Below are 19,152 nucleotides of genomic sequence, written 5' to 3'. Positions count from 1 at the left end.
AGCGATACATGACTTTTATTCGCCCGCTTACTCGAGTTAACAATGGCCTTCAGGCCAACGACGGCACGGGTGATTCGCTTCGGCTTGGCGCCAACGATATCAACAGCAGTTATGCGGCCATTGAGCAGGCCGTGAACGCCCTGGCTGCATCGCAGGGTTCGGGCGTAAAGCCTTATCCCACCTATGCGGCCATGGTCGCTGATGCCCAGCCCGATGGCGTCGTGGCTGTCGTGTATGCCGACCCGACGCCGGCAAGTAATACAAGCTATGCGCGCGAGGGCGGCGTATGGATCACCGCCTATGACCGGCTTGCGTATGCGCTCGGCAACGGATCGGGCTATCAGTCGGGCACGGGTTCCGACTTGCGCACCGTGCAAGACAAGATGCGAGAGCAAATCAGCATCTACGATTACATGACTCTGGCGCAGCGCGCCGATGTCGATACCGGCTCTCCCGTGCTCGACCACAGCGATGCCATCTTGCGTACGCTGCTGGATGGAACAGGCAGGCGTGTCATTGCGGGCAAGGCGCGCGTGATGAATGTGGATAATCTGGTGGTGCTTTATGCATCGCAGATCCATGACTGCGACATCGACTTCCAGGGCGCGAAAATCTACTGGCGAGGCAACCGCAAGACGGACGGGTCGCAAGGTCAGGAGTACGACTGGAATTGGGGTGTGTTGTCCTTTAAGGGCGAAGTGGTGGCCACGACCAGTACGACGCTCGCCGTGCTTCTAGCGGCGGGCGCCACGACCATCACACTGGCCTCAGGCCATGGCCTGGCAGTGGGCGACTTCGTCTACCTCAAGATCACCGATCCGGCCGCTGGCGGTTCGACGCTGCTCAAGTACAAGCTTGCATCCCGCCACTGCCGCGTGGTTGGCGTATCCGGCAACGATGTGACCTTTGACTTCCGTACGGCGTTCGACATGCCGTCTGGCGCCACCGTGGCCGTCTCGAAGCTCAACCCGATGACGGGTATCCATGTCGGAAAGCTGAATATCGAAGACATCTCAGCCTACCCGTATGGCGGAGCAACAACTGACGATCAGAAGTGGAAGGGTGCCTCGGGTGTGGTTTTCGAGTATGCGAGCTTCTGCACGGGCACGCACATCAAGACCAAGGGCATTCCTAAGGTCTCGTGTGAGGCGCAGGCGTGCTACCGCGTCAACTTTGAGGACTGCTATCTGGACACCCCGAAGGAAACGGTGTCGGGTGGCTACTTGTGCAAGTTTGAGGATAGCCTGTTCTTCCGTGCCAAGGGCATGACAGCGGACAACGAGCGGCACGTGGTGGACTGCACGGCCAGCTCGCAGGGCAAGATCGAACACTCGGGATCGTGGAAGACGGCGAATGCATCGTTTGTCACCCACGGAACCTACGAGCATGACATTACCTACAGCGACTGCTGGGGCTACATGTCGATGGCCAATAGCGGAACGGACTTTGGCCAGAAGTCTCGGCGCATGAAGGTCGATCGGCACAACGGCTCGAACCTAGATATCGCGTCGACAGGTCAGAACGTCTATGACTCGACCTTCACAGACTGCCTTTTCTCATCGGTGTCCTATATCAACGCTGATGGCAACGTGTTCCACCGCTGCGATTTTGGCAACCTGGCCACGATCCAGCAGAGCGGTGCGCTTTCCTCACGCGGAAAATCAGTGTTTTATGACACCTACTTCTTGCAGGTGAACAGCCCGTTCATTAGCTCGTCGGTATCAAGCCCGCTTGAGTTCCATGGCGGCCGCATTACATGCCTAGCGGCGGCGGACATTCTTGGCACCGGCAGTGTGCTTCTCGATCAGGCCGAGTACCTCTCAGCCGGTGCCCCAACGTTCTCGGGCGCCTCAATGACCGTCCTTGGCGGTAGTCTGGCGCTGACCAACACGGCCAACATCATCACCTGCACGCTGCCATACCTGTTCATTGGCGGCGGCGCCGTGGTGAAGGCCGGCTTCAACTACACGGGGTCGAGCGGGTCGCACAAGATCGTCTTCGATGGCATCGTGGCCGATATGACCGGGCGCACGACGAGTGCGATCTTCGCCAGCGCCAAGACCGGCGGTACCATCGACTACCGCTGCGTCAACTCGACCCTTGATCGCACGGGTACGACCTCGCGGCATATCACGGCGATCACCTCTGGCGCGGCGATCCGCATGACGAACATCGGCAATACCTTCCTTGGCGGCACGATCAATGTCAGCTCCGGCGCGCTGGGCGGAGGCGGGCTGATTCACACTGGCAACGTCACGGTGAGCACCTCTACGATTACGCTACCGACCGGTGCCAACGTCGTGAACGCCAACAACCTGGCGCTTTAATTACTGCTCCCGCAATTGAGCCCGCAGTGCCTGCCGCTTGGCGCGGTGGGCGGCGGCGTCCTGCGCTTGCCAGGCGCGGAACTCGTGGATCATTCGCAGCCTGGTGCTGCACCAGGAGCAGTGCAGCGGCTGCATGCGCGGGCAGTAATCCTCGGCCGCCGCATCGGCATCGTAGGCCCTGCCGCACTCCGGACAGCGGGCGTTCTCCAGCATCGACATGGCTTGCCGGAAGATGGGCCTGGGATTGATGGGGTAGGGCATGGCCGTGAGGCTACGCCGCGAGCGTCTCATTAACCGAGAACCGGGATGGCGACAGAGGAAACCGCATTGCATGGACCGGCGCGTGCGGCCTTGAAGCGCCGCGCTGTTGACCCGGACGCTTACCTCATCAAACAGTGACGGGGTCGGCATGCAGGGGATTGCAGCGAATGGACGGGCGCAGTGACGGCGGCCAACTTCGCCGCATGCCTGTCGCTGACCCTCGTCTACGAGGGTGGCTGGAGCAACGACCCAAACGACCCCGGTCGCGCCACCATGTGCGGCATCACGCAGGCGGTCTACGACGACTACCGCGATAGCTGCCATCTCCCCAGACAATCGGTTCGGCTCAGCACGCCAGTTGAGCGCGCCACCATTTACCGCAACCGATATTGGATGCAAGCGGGCTGCAACGGCATGCCTGCAGGCGTTGATTACGCCGTGTTCGATTTCGCGGTGAATAGCGGCGTTGGCCGTGCCATCAAAACGCTGCAGCAATTGCTGCAGATAACCAGTGATGGTATCGCCGGTCCGGCGACGCTGGCTGCTGTGGCGCGATTCATCGACCGCTACGGTGCGCACGCGTTGACGGATTGCATTTGCCAGGCGCGACTGAAGTTCATGGAATCGCTGCCCGGCTTTGCGCGCTACGGCAACGGCTGGCGAAGCCGCGTCATGGGCAAGGTGGATGGCAGTCAGTTAGGCGATACCGGCGTGATCGATCGCGCCTGGGCCATGACAGTTGGCAACGTCGTGGCGTTCCCGTCGCAGCCAGTCGCCACCGTGAAGACCTACAACGCCAAATACCTTGGAGCTGCTGCATGACGGATCAGGCGTCGAACTCGGTACTCGCGGCGCTCAGTATCAAGCTGGTGACTGCCGTGTTCGGCTTCACTGGCGCCATGGTCTCGCTGGCCTTCGGGCGCCAGGTGACCCGGGCACAGGCGCTGGTGTCGGTGGCCGTAGGCCTCACCACCGCGCTGGCTGTAACGCCACTGGTGCAGGCGATGCTGCACCTCAGCGACTCGCTCCTGGGCGGCATCGCGTTCCTGATCGGGCTCACGGCGATGGGCGTACTTCCCGTCGTCATGCACGCTGCGCCCGGTCTGTTCGCCCGCTGGGTCGCTCGCACGCAAAACCAACCCACACAGGGGGAAGGGGATGCGAAATGATCTTTATCGCGCTGCTGGACATATTTCTGCTATCGATCATCGTGCTCTGGTCCGCCGACGAACTACGGCAGTTACATGCCACCAGCAGCCCGCTGCGCTCAGCGCTCTTTTACGTGCTCGCAATCACCGCGTTCGGATGGATCGCACACATCGTCCAGACGCACGTCGTCACCTGGTGGGCGCTGACGTTGCACACGATTGTGGCCACCGTAGCGATATTCGCTTTTGGCACCCATCCACCCCACGGAAGCCCTCGGCATGAGCTGGATCGGCACTCTTCTCGCCGGCCTGTTTGAAGCGCTGGCCGGTTGGCTGCTGAAGCGCAAGTCAGCGTCGGACGCAGTGAAAGCGGCCAATCACCAGGTGCAAGCCGAAGCCCACGAATCAGACGTGCGCGATGACACCGCGCGCAAGGTCGCCAACGACCGGGAGCAGAACGATGCGGATCTGGATCGCGCTAGTGCTGATGCTGGTGTTGCTGGTGGCGTGCGCAAGCAGTCCGACGACATCGCAGCGGCCATTGCCGACGCCAATCGTGAGGTGCGGTGAGCATGAGCCTCTGGAAAAGCTTCATCCATTTCCTGCAATCCCCGATGGTCTCGACCTCGACAGCAACCCCGTCGACCTCGATGCCGCCCGTGAGCAGCTCCGACTTGCCCGCGAGCACATCGTCGCCACAGGCCAGTGGGCCATCGGCACCGCTGGCGTCTTCAAGCGCAACGCCGATCGCTACAACGGCGTCACCGATTGCCTCGACGACGACCGTCGCCGTGGCCTCATTCAGTAACTCACCGGAGAATCCCATGTCCCTGAAATTGACGGCCATCGCCACCGCGCTGGCACTCATCCCCAACCTGTTCACTGTTGTCGATCAGGCAGTGCTGAGCGTTGAGGCGTCTCTGGCCAATGTGCCTGGCATCAGCGGCAGCGCGAAGCTGCAGGCGGCTGAGCAGAAGGTCAATGCGCTGCTAACGTCCGCCGGCGCCGATATAGCCGCTGTCGCCAACCTTGGCGCGATCGTTACCCCGTTGATCAACGAGGCGGTGTCGATCTTCAATGCGGTGGGCCTGTTCAAGAAGTCCACTGCATCGGCGCAGGGCGCGGCGACTGGCTGACAGGTCAGGCTGATTGGATAGACAAAAGGCGGCATATGCCGCCTTTTTTTATAACTTCAAGTGGTGGCTGATGATTGCGCGGTTATCCACAGATGACCACATGCATTTGGGTTGACCGCCCCTGATTGGCCCGATATGTTGGGGGTGAGTTCACAAAAAAACCGCCTGGCTTTAACACCAGGCGGCTTGGGGACTCGAAACACCACGGAGCTGTCCGCAGTCGCTATCGAGTGCTGTCGCAGGTTCACGGTAACGACCCAGCAGGCGCCCTGTCAACGACAGGGCCGTGGTCCTTATCACACCTGCAAAAGGCTATCGCCACCATGGCTAAGAACACCAAGCAGACCAGCCCCAGCGTTGCATCCAAGGCAAGCGCGATTCTGCGCAATCCGAAGTCAACGCCGATACAAAAGTCCGTCGCTGCATCCGATCTCTCGCAAACGCGACCGACCGGAAAGAAGAAATCTTAAAAAGAAAGGGCCGGGAAACCGGCCCTTTTTTCGACGCCATATTTGGCGGAAATCTATGCGATTTAGCTATTGCAATTCAGCGTGAGCCTTGGCTGTATTCCAATTTGCTTTGGTGGCTTCGCTACCCTGCGACTGATCTGGCGTAATCTCATCCATATTGCTAAGCCATGCTGTCATCAGAGATTCGGCATCAGGTAGCGCGCGTTTATTCTTAGGATCAGCCTTGAACGCTTTGTATTCTTCCTTGCCATGCTGCTTTGCTTCATCTATGCATGCCAGAGAAGACTGCTTGTCTGAACTGTATTTATCGGAAATGTTCTTCAGGGTTTGTGCCTGAGCATCGCTATTCGCTTTCAGGCGATCGATGAAATATTGCTGGGTCTCGCGAGAGCCATGCCCAACGCCGTAAACCCTGGCATCCATCTGTGCCTGAGTCCTGCCAGTGTCAGCATCAAGATGCGCCTTGAAGGTAGCAGTAGAGAAGTCGTCCCTAGCCTTCTGGGCTTGTTGGGCGCATTCGTTTCGCATCGACGCCAGGCTCGATAAAAGTTCACCCAAATGGTTTGGTTGATCGGCGAAAGCACTTGTCGCCATCAATGCAGCTGACACCAAGAGCATATATTTCATTGGGCGACTTCCGTTTCTCATCCAAATCCCCTTGATTAAATGGCGCATGACACATCTACAGAGCGATGCGCATCATGCTTTCGATACATATTGCTCTAAGGCCTTAAGGCGTTTATCAGGCCATTGCGCGATCTTTGCGCCAACACTATCTGACTCCGGCCTTACCCTGCGCTCAGCCAGCACGAGTCCCGTCGCTGCAATCAGCATGCCGGCAATGTCGCCACCGATAAGGAACGGGTCGCGAGCAGGTATATCGTGGAGTAGCCCAGCAAAGAACATGCAGCCACAGATGCCTAGGCCAGCGAAAAACCACCTGGCGAATTTTGGTTCCATATCACGCTTCTTCACTTCGCCCCCTCCGGATCAACAAACGTTACAAATCCTGCGCGCTGTGCCTGGTCCATACGTCGCATAGCTCGAATGACGCGCCACTCGCTTTCATCTGGCTGATCATAGGAAGGGCCATGCGCGTCGCTGACGCCGGCAATCCGTTTCTTATGCGAATCGCCGCAGATGAGCTCATCAAGCGACACGCGAAGCGCCTTCCTTAGTGGCTCAAGCATGGCGAATTGCGGCTGGTCCTGATCGCTTTCCCAGCGAGAGACGGCTCCCTTACTGACTCCAATTGCGTCACCAAGACGCTGTTGGGTCAGGTCGGCGGCAATTCGTGCAGCCCTCAGTCGAGCCCCGAATGTATTCATGGCGGAAGAGTATCGGAGCGCGAAACTTCGGGGTTTCGCACCACTTGACAAATGAGTTGAGCGTGGCGAAACTTTAGTCATGAGCACAGCGCAACTTCATCCGATTCGTGCGGCCAGGCTGAAACGGCGCCTGACGCAGCAAGAGGTCGCCGATCGCCTTGGCGTGACCAAGGGGACCGTGTCTCGCTGGGAGACGGGCACCGATGAGCCGATGCCGCGCACGGCCATCGCGCTGATTCGCGTGTTGCCAGGCCTGACGTTCCAGCAGATCTACAGGGAAGCGGCATGAATTTGCTGGGATATGTCCGCGTCTCCACGGAGGAGCAGGCCCGCGATGGCATCAGCCTGGGACAGCAGGTGGCACGCATTGAGGCGTACTGCGCGCTGCATGGTCATGTGCTGCTGCAGGTAGTGGCTGACGAAGGCGTGAGCGCCAGTGTGGCGCTGGCCAAGCGGGAAGGGGGCAGGGCGGTTCTGCAGGCGCTGAAGACCGGCACCGCCGATGGCGTGGTGGTGGTGCGCCTGGATCGCCTGTTCCGTGACGCGCTGGATGGCCTGGCGTTTTTTCGCGGCACGGCCGAGCGTCACGGCGCGGCCGTGCATAGCGTCAGCGAACTGATCGACACCAGCACGCCAGCCGGCAAGCTGGCCTTGACCATCCAGCTCGCGGCCGCCCAGTACGAGCGCGACCTGGCCGTGCTGCGCGCCACCGAGTGCAACGGCAGCCTGCGGGAACAGGGCAGGGTGTATGGCGGCATCCCTTATGGCTGCGTAGCCGTGGGCAAGGGCGATGAGCGTCGCCTCTATCGCGACGCGGAGACGTGGAAGTGGCGCGCGCTGATCGTGTCGGAGCTTCGCAGCGGCCAGTTCAGCCTGCGCGAGCTCGCTGCGCATCTCGCTGACCTTGGCGTGCCCAGTCCGACCGGCAAGAAACAGTGGAGTCCCAACACGCTTCGCGAGATGCCCCTGCATCACGACTCCCTTAGCGACCTCCCCATGCATGCATCCGCGCTGCCCGAGCAGCGTCCCCATGGCGCCCAGTGTGCCGTGTCCGATTCCGCTGGCAATGAAGCAGGAGTTTCAACCCATGCGTGACCGCACCACCGCCCAAGGATTGCCGACCATGACTCAGGAAGCCCGCGCCGCCTTTGCTCGATTGACCCATGCCACGGCGCACGAAGCCATGACGCTTCGCGCGGTGAATGCGCGCATCGTGCGCGATGGCCTGACCACGGTTGAGCAGGTGCACGCACTGATCGCCGAGATGCTGGCTGATCGCGTGCAGCGCCTCGGTGGCGAGCCGGATCTGGTGAGCGACGCCTATGAGGCGGCTTCGGCGACCCAGAAGGCAGATTTTGCCCTGGTGTGCGGAGTGGCCGGCCATGCGTGAACCGCGTCATCAGGTGATTGCTGACCACGTGGCGCTCGCGCTGAGCCGCTGCAGCATGGTCGAGCGCACGTACGCCCAGGCAGTCGTCGACATCTATCACGAGCGCACGCCGGATACCGCGCGCACGCTGAAGTTCCATGTGACGAAAGACCCGTATGCGGACCAGCGTGCGAATTGCCAGTTGGTGCGCCGCATGCTCGATGGTGCAGTGCGCATGCCGGTGGAGTTGGAGGAGGCGCTGGTATTGGCGCTGCCGCAACCGTACCGCCGCGGCTTGCTCACCGAGCTGGCCCAGCGCGTAGGCCTTTTGGCTGCCGAGGAACCCTCAGCGGACGCTGCGGGGCAGCAGCACCAGGTAGCCGACCTGTTGCGTGATGTGGGCCAAGCGCTCGACAAGCTGTCGGGCATGCTCGATGACGGTGTGCTCGATGAGCGCGATGAGGCCTATGCCCACGACGCATTGCTGGCCCTTGCGCAATTGGAGGCGCGGGCAGCCACGCTCACCGCCGCCATTCAACAGCATGTGCTGGGTCAGGGCGGTGCACTGCGGAGTGCGAAGTAATGGGCCGCTTCCGGTGGTCCGCCATTCGCGCAGCAGCTGAGGCAGTGATCAACGACGTATTGGCTGCCGATGAGGCGCAAGCCGCTGGCCGGTGCCATGCCGCTGCCTTTCATCGTTGGCGTGCTGCCCGTCGCGCCACGGATATGGAGATAGCAGCCAGGCAGCACCGCGGTCTGGATTACAGCGAGCAGGCCGGTCGCTATCACGCCATGAACCCGGGGGCATTCGTCCAGTGAACCGCGATAGCTTCGCTGATGGCCGTGTCGTAGGCCGCATCTGCATGGGGCAGGGGCGGTCCGTTCCAAGGGCCGGCACGGTCATCAGCGCAGCGATTGCTGCACAAAAAAAGAACGCCCGGGGCGGCAACCCCAGGCGTTCGGGTTGTCCCACCGCGCTTTGGAGTACGGAAGACATGACTACTGTATCTCAGCCCCCTACGGCACGCCACCTGCGTGCCGCCGACGCCGCCCTGATGCGCTGGTATCCCCGCGCGTCGCTCGGCCTGATCCACCGCGTGCGTGCACGCCGCCCTGGCTATCCGCTGATTGATGGCGGCAAGGGGAGGGCTGCCGCATGAGCAAGGAAAACCTCACCGCCGATCTGGACGCCGCCGTGGTCAGCAACGTCCAGAAGTTCGCCGCTGTTGGCGATATCCGCTACTACCTCAATGGCGTGCACGTGGTACCTGGCACTGCAGATGTGCCGGCACGCATTGAAGGCACCAACGGCCACATGCTCTATGTCGAGGAAGACAAGAGCGCCCGCGCCACCCGCGACCTGATCATCAGTATCAGCAAGCGTGGCCATGCGCTGCTGAAAGACGGCAATCGCGTCAAGGTCTACGACGACGGCGCATTGCACATCGTCAACGAGTCGGGCGCGGTGCTCTATGTCGAACCCGGCAAGGCCATCATCGACGCCCAGTTCCCGGTGATCGACCACCTGGTGGGCGTACCGACCGATTGGCACGAAGGCCTCGTGGCGCCCTGCAATACGGGCTACCTGCAGAAGGTGTTCGCGCTGCCCGGCTACGTGCGGTTCTTCAGCCGCAAAGATGCCGAGGGCAACTTCACCTACGCCTCGTCCGTGATGTTTGTGGTCGAGCGCTCGATGAAGCGTGGCGGCAAGGCCATGGGCCTGATCATGCCCGTACGCACCGATTTTGGCCCCGGCGCATCGGTAGCAGACATGCTGCCAGCATCGCTCGTGCCGAGCCGTGGTCCGGCAAGGGTGGCTGCATGATCCTCGCCCTTGGCATCGTCATCGGCCTTGTCATTGGCGGACTTGGCGGATTCATGGCCGCGACCCTCCTGCGAGGCATTGATGGAGGTGACGCATGAGCGCCACCATCTATGCCGGCCTCACCAACCCGACGCGCTGCGCTGAAGTGCATCAGGCACTCAAAGATGGCGCCAAGGTGAAGGACTTGTCCGAGCGCTACGGTTGCGCGCCGTCGACCATCCGCAACCAGGCGAAGCGCCATGAGAAGGCCAAGCGCTTCAGCGTGTCGCTCGAGCGCGATGGCGAACGCACGATATCCGTGTGCCACGTCATCACGCCCGGTGGCGCCATGGCGGCAGCCGTGGCGGCAGCCGTGGCGGCAGCCGTGGCGGCATTCCGCCATTACTCAGGAACGCTGAAGGCGCTTGAGCTTCCGGGTTGGCGCCTGCGCGTGAGTGATGAGGTTTTCGCTCTCGCTGACGTGCGCAAGGAAGCCGGTCCTCAGAAGGGGAGGGAACTCTGATGCGCGCCATGGAAATCAAATACCCGCTCGGCGGCAGCGACCTTTCAGATACGTTTGGTGCGCGTCTGCGTCTTGCGCGCGAACATGCGCGGCTGACGATCGATCAGGCCACCAGCCGCGTGTCCGGCTTGTCGGTCAAGCGGCTCACGAACATGGAACTGGGCACTGACAACGGCAAATCGCCGGACATGGTCATGCTGCAGCGTATCGCGGATGTGTACCAGGTGAAGGCCATGTGGCTTTGCGCCGGCGCACTGGCTGGCGACAAGTTCATGCCGGAATGGCTTCGCGCCAAAGGCGGTGCGGTATGACCTCCAACGTCATCACCATCGCCGGTCACAACGTGACACCCGTGACCGTCAAGGATGCGATTGAGCACTTTCTAAATCGCAAGCGTCTGCGCGGTGCCGCGCTCAACACGATCATCGCCTACCAGGGTGACCTGGACGACTTTGCCGGCTTCGCCGAACTGCAGGACATCGGCCTGATCGGCCTGGTGGGCGAGCGTGTGATCGAGCGCTGGCTGGATCGTCTTGGGCATCGCGGCCTGTCCACCCGTAGCCAAGCGCGCAAGCTGAGCTGCCTGCGCATGCTCATGCGTCACGCCATCCGCGAGGGCTGGTGCAAGTACGACGCCACCACGGACATCAATCTCAGTTTCGAGACGATGCCCGTGATTGCGCCGGAACTGAAGCCGATGCTGGCCATGCTCGACGGCATGCCCATCGAAACACCGATGGACCTGCGCGATCGCGCCATGCTTCGCCTCGCGCTGGATGCGGCGCTGCGCGTGAGCGATGCCATCCAGCTGGATCTGTCGCCGCCGAACAGCCCGCCGCGCATGGGCGTCGATCTGACGCGGTTGACCGTGCACTGCATCGGCAAGGGCAACAAGCCGGCGTGCCTTCCCATCAACCAGCGCACTGCTGACTGGGTGTCCGAATGGCTCGCCGTGCGAGCGAAGATGGCCAAGGAGACCGCCTCGGCCTTGTTCGTCAGCAACCGCGGCACGCGTATGACGCGGCAGCAGGCGCACAACCGCATCAAGCATTGGGGTATGCAGTTCGACCTTCCCCAGCTTCACTTCCACCTCATGCGCCATCGTCGTATTGGTGAGGTGATCGAGACGCTGGGTATCGATGCGGGACAGCACCTGGCACGCCACAAGAAGCGCAGCACGACCATCAACGTGTATGGCATGCATGCGGCCAATGTGGTTCGCCACCAGCTGCGCTCCCATGCCGACCTCGATGCGCCCCGGGCAAAGGCGGGCGCCCTATGAGCTCGACGAGCACGTACCGCCCGCTCGCCAGCCGCCATCGCCCCGATCGCATCAGTGTTTACATTGGGGCCCAGTACAACGATCTGCCACGTGACGCCGCCCTTCGCCTGCTGGTTGAGCTGAGCGAAGCACTGAATGTGACGCTGCCCGCGCAGCAGCGCTTCCATGCATGGGCTGCGGGGCTTCGCATGCTGCCCACCGTGGATGATGTGGCCGAGCGCTTCTCGGTGTCCCGCGCAACGGCCTATCGATGGCTCACCGCCGAGCGCCGCGAGCGCCGAAAGGCGGCGCCATGATGCACAAGCAGATCACGCACAAGCCCGGCACTTTCGCTGCATGCAGCGACTGCCGGAAGGAGCCCCGGCATTTCGTCGCCCTGGGCTCAACCACACGGGAAGGGGTTGCCTTCACGACGGTGCCCGAGCGTCACCAGCTCGAATGCCGTTGCGGTCGCCGCACAGGGTGGCGGCCATCACTGGCTGAGACCACCAAAGCCTGGGGCGAACTCGGCGAAACCCTTCCGCTTCCCCTGCAAGCACCCGCGGCCAAGGTCACGCCGATGCGCCGCGGCAACCGGAGTGCCACCGCATGAATGCCAACGCACAGAACGTCACGCAGAACATGGTTGATACCCGCGCCGGTCAGCGAGCCAAGTCTGCGGTGCTCGCCCAGGCTCGCCGCTGGCAGGCCACGACCGGCTGCTATCGCTGCACGTGCTGCAAGAGTCGCGTTGAGGTGGAGGTGAAGTACGACGCCGCCGGCGCCATCACCGCAAGCAAGGGCAAGTGCCGTACGCCCGGCTGCATTGCGTGGGAGGAGTAAGCGATGTCGGAACTCAGCCCCCAGCACCAGGCCATTCTCGCCGAACTGCGCCGCGGACCCGTAACCACAATTCAGGTCATCAGACGCTGCGGCGTTATCTGTGTCAGCGCCCGCATGCATGAACTGAAAACCATGCACGGATTCGCCATCGGCATGCAAATGGTCAAGGTCCGTGATCGCCGCCGGCACATCGTCCGCGTCGCCCAGTACAGCCTGCTCAAGGGTCGCGCTCAACAGCGCGCCTGAGCCACCACCGCCAAGGAAGCCATCACATGTTCTTTCGTCATTTGTCACTGTTCCGCTTTTCCGCTGCCGTTTCCGCTGACCTTGCGCGCCTGAGCGAGGTGCTGGCCGAGCATCGCCTTCGCCCCTGCGGCGCCATGGAAATTGGCACCGCAGGCTTTACCGGCGTGGCCGGCAACGATGCTGAGGCCGAGCCGGCGCTGACGGTCAACAGCACGTTCACGCTGTTCGCCGCAGCACGCGAGGACAAGCTGCTGCCGGCATCGGTCGTGAGCGATGCGCTCGCACGGAAGGTAGCGACCATTGCCAGCGAGGAGGGCAGGAAGGTCGGTGGGCGCGAACGTACACGCCTGCGGGAAGACCTGATCACCGAGATGGTGCCGAAGGCCTTCGTTCGCAGGTCACGCATCCATGGGTATGCCGACACCCGCAACGGCTGGCTCGTGCTCGACACCTCCAGTCGGAAGGCGGCGGAAGGCGTGCTCACGCAGTTGCGTGAAGCCTTGGGAAGTTTCCCGGCAGTGCCGCTGGCACCGGAGGAGGGGCCGCGCGTGCTGCTCACCGACTGGCTGGCCAACCGCAATCTGCCGGCCGGTTTCGCGCTGGGCGACGAGTGCGAGCTGCGTGACCCGGCGAGCGCCACGGGCGCCATCGCGCGCTTCCGCAATCAGGAAATGGACAGCGAGGAAATGCGCGAGCACCTGCGCAACGGCAAGCAGGTGTTTCGCCTCGGCCTTGTGTACGACGAGCGCCTGAGCTTCGTGCTGGGCGAAGACCTGGTCATCCGCAAGTTGCGCTTCGGTGATGTGGTGGTCGATGAGCTGGGCGACAGCCATGAAGATGCCACGTCTGAGACGACGGCCGCGTTCGCACTGATGGCGTTGGAACTGGAGCGCCTGCTTGGACGTCTCGCCGCCATCTTTGCGCTGCCGCGCCCGGAGGCCGCATGAGCGACGCTGCCACCACCGCAAAACTACAAGCGGCATTGCTGAAAGCCTTCCCGCTGCCCGAATACGCCACTTTCTTTGAGGTTGGCGATGCCACCGGTGGCCGCCATTCACGCTGGGCCGACGCCGTGTCGATGGCGTGCTGGCCGTCGCGCGGCCTGCGCATCTCCGGTTTCGAAATCAAGGCAAGCCGATCTGACTGGCTTCGCGAAAAGAAGAAGCCGGAGAAGTCGGTTGCCATTCAGCGCTTTTGTCACCACTGGCTGCTGATCACCGCACCAGGCGTGTTGTTGGATGGCGAGTTGCCGTCGACATGGGGCCATATGGAGCTGGCCGGTGGAAAGCTTGTGCCGCGTGTTGCACCTCCGCTACTGACCCCTGATGCCTTGGAGCCGTCGTTTGTGGCTGCGCTATTGCGACGCGCGCACCAAGCCGGTACCGAGCTTATTAACGCTCAGGTCTCTAACGCCGTTGCAGAGGCGCGAGCGCGGATCGACGAGCGCGTGAAAAGCGAAGTCGATCGGCGCATGGAGCTCAATGGAAAAGCGATGGTTGCCGTCAGCAAATTCAAAGAGGCAACGGGCATCGATCTGACGTGCTGGTCTGGCAAGGAAGCGGGCCCGGATTTCGCGCTATATCGGAAGTTCAAGCAATCGCTGAGCTACAGCGGGCTGGAACGGCTTGCGCACCAGTTTCGTGGGTTCGCCGATCAGGCGGATGCACTGATGGGCGCCATGAAAGACGAAGGTGCCGCAATGCTGCTTGACGAGGAGAAAGCAGCATGAGTGCAGACGCAGATATCCAGCGCCTGGAGAACCGGGCGCGACTGGCCATCCAGACCGGTGTGAGCGCCCTGACCGCCAAGGGCCACGTCGAATATGCCATCAACCACGCGAAGCATGCGCGCATCGACGGCACGCTCCGGAAGGATCTCGATAAGGCGCTCGAACTGCTCGACCGTGTGGTGGTGGGTGCCGAACATAGCCGGCGGCGCATTGCGCGAAAGATCGAGCGCAAGGAGCAGGCCAATGGCTAAGCACACCGCCGGACCATGGGAGTGGCGCACAAATGCGGGTCGCGTGTACTTGCGCACAGTTAATCGCGGCGGCCTTTACATCATGGACTTTGTGCGGAAAGGCATGCAGGGCGCGCAGCCACGGTTCGCCGTCTGGAAAGGTGAGGAACGCGAAAAGCTCGGCGGGGTCATGCATGGCGCCGATGAGATCGACATTCGCCTCCATCCTGATGCACGTCTGATCGCAGCTGCTCCGGACCTTCTTGCATCGCTGATCGAGATGCGCGATCTGTTCGATCTAATGTGCGGCCTTGGCTTCAACCCTGCGGAAGGTCGCGAAGGTAGCCCAAAGGCAAATGCGGATGCCGCGATCGCTAAAGCCACTGGGGTATCCCATGGCTGATGGAACGCAGCATGGCTTCAACTTTCCACGGAAGGCCGGCGCGTCTGCATTGCATCCTGGCGAAATCATTGTCGATCTTTTCGCCGGTGGCGGCGGCGCCAGTGAGGCCCTTCGCCAGGCGCTTGGTCGTGATCCCGACATCGCGATCAACCATGACGAGCAGGCCATCGGCATGCATGCGGCGAACCACCCGTTCACGAAGCACATGCGTGAAGACGTGTGGCAGGCGAACCCGGTCGCCGAGTGCGCTGGCCGACGCCCTGGCTGGTTTCATTCATCGCCCGACTGCACTCACTTTTCGCAAGCGAAGGGCGGCCAGCCGCGTGATCGCGCCACGCGCTCGCTCAGCTGGGTCGTGTTGAAGTGGTGCGGAAGCCTTCGCAAGGCCGGTCTGCAGCCGCGCATCGTGACCCTCGAGAACGTAAAGCAGATCCGTTCATGGGGGCCGCTGGTCGCCAAGCGCGACAAGGCGACGGGCCGGGTGATGAAGCTGGATGGCACCGTTTCCGCCAAGGGCGAGCGCGTTCCCGTCGACCAGCAATTCCTGATCCCGGACAAGCGCCACGCCGGCCGCACCTGGCGGCGGTTTCTCTCGGAGCTGCGCGCGCTCGGCTACCTGGTGGAGCATCGGCTATTGGTCGCCAGCGACTTCGGCGCTGGCACCAGCCGCGAGCGTCTGTTCCTGCTGGCTCGATGCGATGGCGAGGCGCCGCGCTGGCCTGAGCCGACGCATGGTCCCGGCCGCGCGCAGCCCGTGGCTACCGCCGCCGATTGCATCGACTGGTCAGTGCCATGCCCATCCATTTTCGAACGCAAGCGTCCGCTGGCCGATGCAACGTGCCGGCGGATCGCCAAGGGCGTGAAACGCTATGTGCTGGACGCAGCTGAGCCATTCTTTATTACGGAGCATGCGAACGGCTCGAACCAACGCAGCTGGTCCGCCCGCGAGCCACTGCGAACACAATGTGCAGGCGTGAAGGGTGGCCACTTCGCATTGGTGTCTGCCTTCCTCGAGCAGGCCAACGGTGGCGGCGAGAACGGAAACCCCGCGCGTGCCAGGGGTGCCATGGAGCCCGTGAGCTCAATAACAGGTACCGGAAGCCAGCAGCGCGTTGTTCAATGCACGCTGAGCGCCACCCACGAGGATGGCGCGTTGCGCGTGGCCGCCTTCCTCATGCGCTATCACAGCTGTGGCGGCCAACATGCCGAGCTGGGCGAGCCACTGACGACGGTTACCACCAAGGACCGCCTGGCGCTTGTCACGGTCACCATCAAGGGCACGCCCTATGTGATCGTCGACATTGGCCTTCGCATGCTTCGCCGCGAGGAGCTGTATCGCGCCCAGGGATTCCCTGTCGACTACATCATCGATCGCACCGCCGATGGCCGCCCGCTGAGCATCAGTGCCAGCGTTCGCATGGTCGGGAATAGCGTTAGCCCGCCGCCGCTCGCGGCAATAGCCCGGGCCAACCTTGAGCCCATCTATTCGGCCGAGAGGATGGCAGCCTGATGCACACGTGCCCGTTGTGCCAGTCGACGACGACCGCGCGATGGTGCTGCGGGCTCGATTTGTCCGTGCGAAAGCGTTGGCGCATGACGAAGGATCATGTGCGACTGGTGCATGTGCTCGCCCGCTCACGGAAAGGCCTGACCGAGGAGGAATACCGCATGCGCCTGGGCGCCGTTGGTGTCACCACATCACTGGCTCTGAGTCGCGAGCAGTTTCACCAGCTGCTTGCAGGCCTGCGTGCATTGCCCGATTGCCCGTCATTCCTCAGTCGTAGCGCCAAGCGAGCGGCCTGACGCGTGGAAACGGGGGTGCTTCCGAATCGCGGCCTGCAGATGGCTGATGTCGGCGCCAAGGTATCGCGCCGTGCTGTCGAGGCTGTCATGGCCGAGCATCTGCATGATGGCGGGCAGGGGGCAGCCATGGCGGAGCAGGGTGGTGGCCATGCTTGCACGCAGCAGGTGCGGGTACTGCCCGCTCCACGGACGCTGTCGAGCCGCCCGACGCACGCGGTCGTATCCAACGGCGTTGCCCAGCGTGGCGCGTGCCCAATGACTGACGATGAACCACACGCTTCGACGACTGCGCAGCGCCAAGCCAGCCGCCGTGACCCACAATGCGTTGCGCTTTCCGGGACGAGTCGCGGATCGAAGCGCCTGATATCCCTGCAGGAGCTGGTACAGCTCCTCGCTGATCGGCACCCATCGGCTACGTCCACCCTTGCCGGCGGCGACATAAATAGCGTCCGGCAATACATCGCCCACGCCCAGGCTGACGAGTTCGGTGGCGCGCAATCCGGTTTCCCACAGCACGCGCATCAGCACGCTGTCGCGATAGCCAATGAAGGTCGATACGTCAGGCGCCGCAAGCATGGCGAGCACCTGGTCATCGGTGAAGGCACGGACCACGCGCACCGGCACATGACGATTGGACGGAAGATTATTCGATTCTCCTTGCGGCGCGATGCCCAGAACGGTCATCGTGTCGTAGAAGGCGCGCAGCGCCTTCAAATCCACATTGATGGTGGCCGGCGATGCCTTTTGGTTTCGCCGGTCGGCCAGCCAACGATGCAGCAGATCGGTATGCAGCCGGTCAGCGGCGCCACCGTAGGCAAGCCAGCGACGAATGATGCCGAGGTACAGGCGCATCGTCGTTGGCGAACGAATACCGGACAGGAAGCGCTCAAACCGCGCCAGCGCATCCTGACGATCCACATGCAGCGCTTGTCCATCTGGAGCAGAGCGCTTGATTTGACTGTAACGGCGCGGTATCACACATCGGGTCCAATTCTGGACCCATCACTAGCCGGTAAGTTGCTGAAAAATCAAACTGTTAAATGAGAAATTTAAAGTAATTTCTCATATTTTACATAATATACATTATGCGAAATTACGGAACGCGTCGTCGCAGGGGCTCCCTTTTGGGCTTGGTGTCGCGGCCCTCTTAATTCTGTCGCCGAACCGCTAATCGTGTCATGTGCGCTTATTCGGTCATCTTTTGGCGCGCGGCTTTCGACACGATCGACTTCCAGGTGCACGCTACGGCCCGTAGCGCGGAGGTTGTGGAACTAATTGTCGGCCCTTTTGGCAAGTAATCGTCGCCTTTTAACCACAAGTAGGTGCAGGCTAGTCGCGCTGACCTTTATCGCCAGGCAGGTTGTGCTAGGCGCGCCAAAGCGCCCCTTCGGGCAGTGGTTCTGACTCATCAACCATAAGTAAGAAGTCCGGCGGCGTCTCCTTCAAAGGATCGACAGCCGCTCGGAAAGATTGCATTAAGTAGTGAGCCATGGGTTTTCGAACCTCAAAGACATGAGCTGTCGTTCCTGCCATGTATTCGTCTCTCACTAACTTTTGCTGGAGCGCGCTCAGACCTCTATGAGGAACGAGCCTCAATCTGACAAAAGTATTCCAATCTCTATCATCAACTAAGCCAGGAAGAGAGAGATCTAAGTCCTGCTTAATAGAGCTAATGCGTCCTAGATTGAAGTCGCGAAAATCATCGGATTCTTTGCAGAAAGCTCGAACGTGCCAACGCGGCCCTGCTTGAATAAAGCTATGAGGGCGAATGAGCCTCTGATGCTTCTCTGGATGACTCATCGAGCGATATTCGATAAGCACGCTAGTTCCCATTCGTATTGCCGAATGGAGTCGAGAGAAACTTCGATAGTCGATTTGAGTGTGATCGAGTCGCGATGACTCGATAGGGATAGTGGATCCACTCACCCCCTCCCCATTGATACCAATCAGCTGCTGATACTCAGCAAAGGTTCCTTGAGTGAGTTCTGGCCTGAGGCCAATGCTCGCGTCGTAGGCCTTGCCCGACGGGTCCCCTTCCAAGGCGCGCGGATACTGCCGCCGGAAAGCGAGGAGGTCTCGACTGGCGATGGTCTCATGCACCGCAAAGAGGTCCAGGAGACGGCCGCGCGAAACTCGCCCCTCCCATAGGAGAAGGATCTCAATCGCCCGCAGGCGTTCTTCAGGGGCGGCGTTACCTCGAGGCATGGGCATGTGCACTGCGCATTGACCGGCACATAGCATAGTGCTATTGCTGGCTCTATGCTATGGTCG

At 61.7% G+C, this 19,152-nt stretch carries 31 protein-coding genes; 25 read left to right on the top strand and 6 right to left on the bottom strand.

Annotation, left to right across the window (positions count from 1 at the left end; genetic code table 11):
- Window positions 1-8 precede the first annotated feature (8 nt).
- Window positions 9-2,327, top strand: a complete 2,319-nt coding sequence (locus tag EPB08_RS04980) for a hypothetical protein (protein ID WP_130617985.1) — start codon at window positions 9-11, stop codon at window positions 2,325-2,327.
- Here the strand turns inward: EPB08_RS04980 and EPB08_RS04975 are convergent, their stop codons facing one another.
- Window positions 2,328-2,588 carry a hypothetical protein gene (locus EPB08_RS04975; protein ID WP_130617984.1) on the bottom strand — a complete coding sequence of 87 codons (261 nt, stop codon included), beginning with the start codon at window positions 2,586-2,588 and terminating at the stop codon, window positions 2,328-2,330.
- 180 nt (window positions 2,589-2,768) lie between these two features.
- On the opposite strand from EPB08_RS04975, the gene EPB08_RS04970 reads away from it, so the two are divergent.
- From EPB08_RS04970 to EPB08_RS04945, 5 genes are all read left to right on the top strand, one after another.
- Window positions 2,769-3,410, top strand: a complete 642-nt coding sequence (locus EPB08_RS04970) for a glycoside hydrolase family 108 protein (RefSeq protein ID WP_130617983.1) — start codon at window positions 2,769-2,771, stop codon at window positions 3,408-3,410.
- The gene (locus EPB08_RS04965) at window positions 3,407-3,757 is read left to right on the top strand and encodes a hypothetical protein (RefSeq protein ID WP_130617982.1); all 351 of its coding nucleotides are present in this window, start codon (window positions 3,407-3,409) and stop codon (window positions 3,755-3,757) included. The genes EPB08_RS04970 and EPB08_RS04965 overlap by 4 nt, the downstream gene beginning before the upstream one ends.
- 258 nt (window positions 3,758-4,015) lie before the next feature.
- On the top strand, window positions 4,016-4,306 hold the full coding sequence (locus tag EPB08_RS04955; protein ID WP_130617980.1) for a hypothetical protein: 291 nt from the start codon (window positions 4,016-4,018) through the stop codon (window positions 4,304-4,306).
- Complete coding sequence (locus tag EPB08_RS04950) at window positions 4,293-4,544, top strand: hypothetical protein (protein WP_130617979.1); 252 nt, start codon at window positions 4,293-4,295, stop codon at window positions 4,542-4,544. Before EPB08_RS04955 ends, EPB08_RS04950 begins: the two co-directional genes overlap by 14 nt.
- Window positions 4,545-4,560: 16 nt before the next feature.
- Entirely contained in the window at window positions 4,561-4,872 is a 312-nt protein-coding gene (locus tag EPB08_RS04945) for a hypothetical protein (protein WP_130617978.1), read from the top strand.
- Window positions 4,873-5,408: 536 nt separating this feature from the next.
- On the opposite strand, the gene EPB08_RS04940 is transcribed toward EPB08_RS04945, so the two are convergent.
- The 3 genes from EPB08_RS04940 to EPB08_RS04930 form a co-directional block, all read right to left on the bottom strand.
- Window positions 5,409-5,969 carry a hypothetical protein gene (locus EPB08_RS04940; protein ID WP_130617977.1) on the bottom strand — a complete coding sequence of 187 codons (561 nt, stop codon included), beginning with the start codon at window positions 5,967-5,969 and terminating at the stop codon, window positions 5,409-5,411.
- Between the two features lie 72 nt (window positions 5,970-6,041).
- Window positions 6,042-6,317, bottom strand: coding sequence for a hypothetical protein (locus EPB08_RS04935; protein WP_130617976.1), 276 nt, complete (start codon window positions 6,315-6,317; stop codon window positions 6,042-6,044).
- Complete coding sequence (locus EPB08_RS04930) at window positions 6,314-6,670, bottom strand: helix-turn-helix domain-containing protein (protein ID WP_165418408.1); 357 nt, start codon at window positions 6,668-6,670, stop codon at window positions 6,314-6,316. The genes EPB08_RS04935 and EPB08_RS04930 overlap by 4 nt, the downstream gene beginning before the upstream one ends.
- A gap of 79 nt (window positions 6,671-6,749) precedes the next feature.
- Here EPB08_RS04930 and EPB08_RS04925 point away from each other — a divergent pair, with 79 nt between their 5' ends.
- The 19 genes from EPB08_RS04925 (at window position 6,750) to EPB08_RS04835 (ending at window position 16,881) form a co-directional block, all read left to right on the top strand.
- Window positions 6,750-6,959 (top strand): helix-turn-helix transcriptional regulator, encoded by a 210-nt coding sequence (locus EPB08_RS04925; RefSeq protein WP_130617974.1) that lies wholly within the window; start codon window positions 6,750-6,752, stop codon window positions 6,957-6,959.
- The gene (locus tag EPB08_RS04920) at window positions 6,956-7,765 is read left to right on the top strand and encodes a recombinase family protein (RefSeq protein ID WP_130617973.1); all 810 of its coding nucleotides are present in this window, start codon (window positions 6,956-6,958) and stop codon (window positions 7,763-7,765) included. Before EPB08_RS04925 ends, EPB08_RS04920 begins: the two co-directional genes overlap by 4 nt.
- 28 nt (window positions 7,766-7,793) lie before the next feature.
- On the top strand, window positions 7,794-8,060 hold the full coding sequence (locus EPB08_RS04915; RefSeq protein ID WP_130617972.1) for a hypothetical protein: 267 nt from the start codon (window positions 7,794-7,796) through the stop codon (window positions 8,058-8,060).
- Entirely contained in the window at window positions 8,053-8,622 is a 570-nt protein-coding gene (locus tag EPB08_RS04910) for a hypothetical protein (RefSeq protein WP_130617971.1), read from the top strand. Before EPB08_RS04915 ends, EPB08_RS04910 begins: the two co-directional genes overlap by 8 nt.
- 412 nt (window positions 8,623-9,034) lie before the next feature.
- Window positions 9,035-9,199 carry a hypothetical protein gene (locus tag EPB08_RS21010; RefSeq protein WP_165418406.1) on the top strand — a complete coding sequence of 55 codons (165 nt, stop codon included), beginning with the start codon at window positions 9,035-9,037 and terminating at the stop codon, window positions 9,197-9,199.
- Entirely contained in the window at window positions 9,196-9,864 is a 669-nt protein-coding gene (locus EPB08_RS04900) for a hypothetical protein (protein ID WP_130617969.1), read from the top strand. Before EPB08_RS21010 ends, EPB08_RS04900 begins: the two co-directional genes overlap by 4 nt.
- A gap of 94 nt (window positions 9,865-9,958) precedes the next feature.
- Entirely contained in the window at window positions 9,959-10,366 is a 408-nt protein-coding gene (locus EPB08_RS04895) for a hypothetical protein (RefSeq protein ID WP_130617968.1), read from the top strand.
- On the top strand, window positions 10,366-10,677 hold the full coding sequence (locus EPB08_RS04890) for a helix-turn-helix domain-containing protein (protein WP_130617967.1): 312 nt from the start codon (window positions 10,366-10,368) through the stop codon (window positions 10,675-10,677). The genes EPB08_RS04895 and EPB08_RS04890 overlap by 1 nt, the downstream gene beginning before the upstream one ends.
- Window positions 10,674-11,648, top strand: a complete 975-nt coding sequence (locus EPB08_RS04885; RefSeq protein WP_165418405.1) for a tyrosine-type recombinase/integrase — start codon at window positions 10,674-10,676, stop codon at window positions 11,646-11,648. Before EPB08_RS04890 ends, EPB08_RS04885 begins: the two co-directional genes overlap by 4 nt.
- Complete coding sequence (locus EPB08_RS04880) at window positions 11,645-11,944, top strand: helix-turn-helix domain-containing protein (RefSeq protein WP_130617965.1); 300 nt, start codon at window positions 11,645-11,647, stop codon at window positions 11,942-11,944. Before EPB08_RS04885 ends, EPB08_RS04880 begins: the two co-directional genes overlap by 4 nt.
- Complete coding sequence (locus EPB08_RS04875) at window positions 11,941-12,240, top strand: hypothetical protein (protein WP_130617964.1); 300 nt, start codon at window positions 11,941-11,943, stop codon at window positions 12,238-12,240. The genes EPB08_RS04880 and EPB08_RS04875 overlap by 4 nt, the downstream gene beginning before the upstream one ends.
- Entirely contained in the window at window positions 12,237-12,470 is a 234-nt protein-coding gene (locus EPB08_RS04870) for a hypothetical protein (protein ID WP_130617963.1), read from the top strand. Before EPB08_RS04875 ends, EPB08_RS04870 begins: the two co-directional genes overlap by 4 nt.
- 3 nt (window positions 12,471-12,473) lie before the next feature.
- On the top strand, window positions 12,474-12,716 hold the full coding sequence (locus tag EPB08_RS04865; protein WP_130617962.1) for a helix-turn-helix domain-containing protein: 243 nt from the start codon (window positions 12,474-12,476) through the stop codon (window positions 12,714-12,716).
- Between the two features lie 26 nt (window positions 12,717-12,742).
- The gene (locus EPB08_RS04860) at window positions 12,743-13,663 is read left to right on the top strand and encodes a recombination-associated protein RdgC (RefSeq protein ID WP_130617961.1); all 921 of its coding nucleotides are present in this window, start codon (window positions 12,743-12,745) and stop codon (window positions 13,661-13,663) included.
- On the top strand, window positions 13,660-14,445 hold the full coding sequence (locus EPB08_RS04855) for a hypothetical protein (protein ID WP_130617960.1): 786 nt from the start codon (window positions 13,660-13,662) through the stop codon (window positions 14,443-14,445). The genes EPB08_RS04860 and EPB08_RS04855 overlap by 4 nt, the downstream gene beginning before the upstream one ends.
- On the top strand, window positions 14,442-14,696 hold the full coding sequence (locus EPB08_RS04850) for a hypothetical protein (protein WP_130617959.1): 255 nt from the start codon (window positions 14,442-14,444) through the stop codon (window positions 14,694-14,696). The genes EPB08_RS04855 and EPB08_RS04850 overlap by 4 nt, the downstream gene beginning before the upstream one ends.
- A complete protein-coding gene (locus tag EPB08_RS04845) occupies window positions 14,689-15,078 on the top strand; it encodes a hypothetical protein (RefSeq protein WP_130617958.1) in 390 nt (129 codons plus the stop codon). The genes EPB08_RS04850 and EPB08_RS04845 overlap by 8 nt, the downstream gene beginning before the upstream one ends.
- Window positions 15,071-16,588: a DNA cytosine methyltransferase gene (locus EPB08_RS04840; protein ID WP_130617957.1), complete on the top strand. Its 1,518-nt coding sequence runs from the start codon at window positions 15,071-15,073 to the stop codon at window positions 16,586-16,588. The genes EPB08_RS04845 and EPB08_RS04840 overlap by 8 nt, the downstream gene beginning before the upstream one ends.
- Before the next feature lie 83 nt (window positions 16,589-16,671).
- Complete coding sequence (locus EPB08_RS04835) at window positions 16,672-16,881, top strand: hypothetical protein (protein ID WP_130617956.1); 210 nt, start codon at window positions 16,672-16,674, stop codon at window positions 16,879-16,881.
- Here the strand turns inward: EPB08_RS04835 and EPB08_RS04830 are convergent.
- Window positions 16,846-17,799 (bottom strand): tyrosine-type recombinase/integrase, encoded by a 954-nt coding sequence (locus EPB08_RS04830; RefSeq protein WP_130617955.1) that lies wholly within the window; start codon window positions 17,797-17,799, stop codon window positions 16,846-16,848. The two genes, EPB08_RS04835 and EPB08_RS04830, sit on opposite strands and share 36 nt — an antisense overlap.
- Before the next feature lie 447 nt (window positions 17,800-18,246).
- Window positions 18,247-19,086, bottom strand: coding sequence for a WYL domain-containing protein (locus tag EPB08_RS04825; RefSeq protein ID WP_486598946.1), 840 nt, complete (start codon window positions 19,084-19,086; stop codon window positions 18,247-18,249).
- Between the last annotated feature and the right edge of the window lie 66 nt (window positions 19,087-19,152).

The sequence above is a fragment of the Dyella amyloliquefaciens genome, assembly GCF_004296575.1.
Classification (GTDB): Bacteria; Pseudomonadota; Gammaproteobacteria; order Xanthomonadales; family Rhodanobacteraceae; genus Dyella; species Dyella amyloliquefaciens.
Note: the sequence above shows the minus strand (reverse complement) of the source record. Positions and strands in the feature narration are given on the sequence as shown.

Bases quoted from the DNA above. Each gene is read 5' to 3' on its own strand.
- EPB08_RS04880 (WP_130617965.1), top strand. From the start codon at position 11,645: ATGAGCTCGACGAGCACGTACCGCCCGCTCGCCAGCCGCCATCGCCCC.
- EPB08_RS04870 (WP_130617963.1), top strand. From the start codon at position 12,237: ATGAATGCCAACGCACAGAACGTCACGCAGAACATGGTTGATACCCGC.
- EPB08_RS04835 (WP_130617956.1), top strand. From the start codon at position 16,672: ATGACGAAGGATCATGTGCGACTGGTGCATGTGCTCGCCCGCTCACGG.
- EPB08_RS04825 (WP_486598946.1), bottom strand. From the start codon at position 19,086: ATGCCTCGAGGTAACGCCGCCCCTGAAGAACGCCTGCGGGCGATTGAG.
- EPB08_RS04885 (WP_165418405.1), top strand. From the start codon at position 10,674: ATGACCTCCAACGTCATCACCATCGCCGGTCACAACGTGACACCCGTG.
- EPB08_RS04845 (WP_130617958.1), top strand. From the start codon at position 14,689: ATGGCTAAGCACACCGCCGGACCATGGGAGTGGCGCACAAATGCGGGT.
- EPB08_RS04945 (WP_130617978.1), top strand. From the start codon at position 4,561: ATGTCCCTGAAATTGACGGCCATCGCCACCGCGCTGGCACTCATCCCC.
- EPB08_RS04955 (WP_130617980.1), top strand. From the start codon at position 4,016: ATGAGCTGGATCGGCACTCTTCTCGCCGGCCTGTTTGAAGCGCTGGCC.
- EPB08_RS04860 (WP_130617961.1), top strand. From the start codon at position 12,743: ATGTTCTTTCGTCATTTGTCACTGTTCCGCTTTTCCGCTGCCGTTTCC.
- EPB08_RS04875 (WP_130617964.1), top strand. From the start codon at position 11,941: ATGATGCACAAGCAGATCACGCACAAGCCCGGCACTTTCGCTGCATGC.
- EPB08_RS04850 (WP_130617959.1), top strand. From the start codon at position 14,442: ATGAGTGCAGACGCAGATATCCAGCGCCTGGAGAACCGGGCGCGACTG.
- EPB08_RS04925 (WP_130617974.1), top strand. From the start codon at position 6,750: ATGAGCACAGCGCAACTTCATCCGATTCGTGCGGCCAGGCTGAAACGG.
- EPB08_RS04895 (WP_130617968.1), top strand. From the start codon at position 9,959: ATGAGCGCCACCATCTATGCCGGCCTCACCAACCCGACGCGCTGCGCT.
- EPB08_RS04910 (WP_130617971.1), top strand. From the start codon at position 8,053: ATGCGTGAACCGCGTCATCAGGTGATTGCTGACCACGTGGCGCTCGCG.
- EPB08_RS04855 (WP_130617960.1), top strand. From the start codon at position 13,660: ATGAGCGACGCTGCCACCACCGCAAAACTACAAGCGGCATTGCTGAAA.
- EPB08_RS04975 (WP_130617984.1), bottom strand. From the start codon at position 2,588: ATGCCCTACCCCATCAATCCCAGGCCCATCTTCCGGCAAGCCATGTCG.
- EPB08_RS04920 (WP_130617973.1), top strand. From the start codon at position 6,956: ATGAATTTGCTGGGATATGTCCGCGTCTCCACGGAGGAGCAGGCCCGC.
- EPB08_RS04900 (WP_130617969.1), top strand. From the start codon at position 9,196: ATGAGCAAGGAAAACCTCACCGCCGATCTGGACGCCGCCGTGGTCAGC.
- EPB08_RS04890 (WP_130617967.1), top strand. From the start codon at position 10,366: ATGCGCGCCATGGAAATCAAATACCCGCTCGGCGGCAGCGACCTTTCA.
- EPB08_RS21010 (WP_165418406.1), top strand. From the start codon at position 9,035: ATGACTACTGTATCTCAGCCCCCTACGGCACGCCACCTGCGTGCCGCC.
- EPB08_RS04930 (WP_165418408.1), bottom strand. From the start codon at position 6,670: ATGAATACATTCGGGGCTCGACTGAGGGCTGCACGAATTGCCGCCGAC.
- EPB08_RS04915 (WP_130617972.1), top strand. From the start codon at position 7,794: ATGACTCAGGAAGCCCGCGCCGCCTTTGCTCGATTGACCCATGCCACG.
- EPB08_RS04965 (WP_130617982.1), top strand. From the start codon at position 3,407: ATGACGGATCAGGCGTCGAACTCGGTACTCGCGGCGCTCAGTATCAAG.
- EPB08_RS04840 (WP_130617957.1), top strand. From the start codon at position 15,071: ATGGCTGATGGAACGCAGCATGGCTTCAACTTTCCACGGAAGGCCGGC.
- EPB08_RS04865 (WP_130617962.1), top strand. From the start codon at position 12,474: ATGTCGGAACTCAGCCCCCAGCACCAGGCCATTCTCGCCGAACTGCGC.
- EPB08_RS04940 (WP_130617977.1), bottom strand. From the start codon at position 5,969: ATGAAATATATGCTCTTGGTGTCAGCTGCATTGATGGCGACAAGTGCT.
- EPB08_RS04980 (WP_130617985.1), top strand. From the start codon at position 9: ATGACTTTTATTCGCCCGCTTACTCGAGTTAACAATGGCCTTCAGGCC.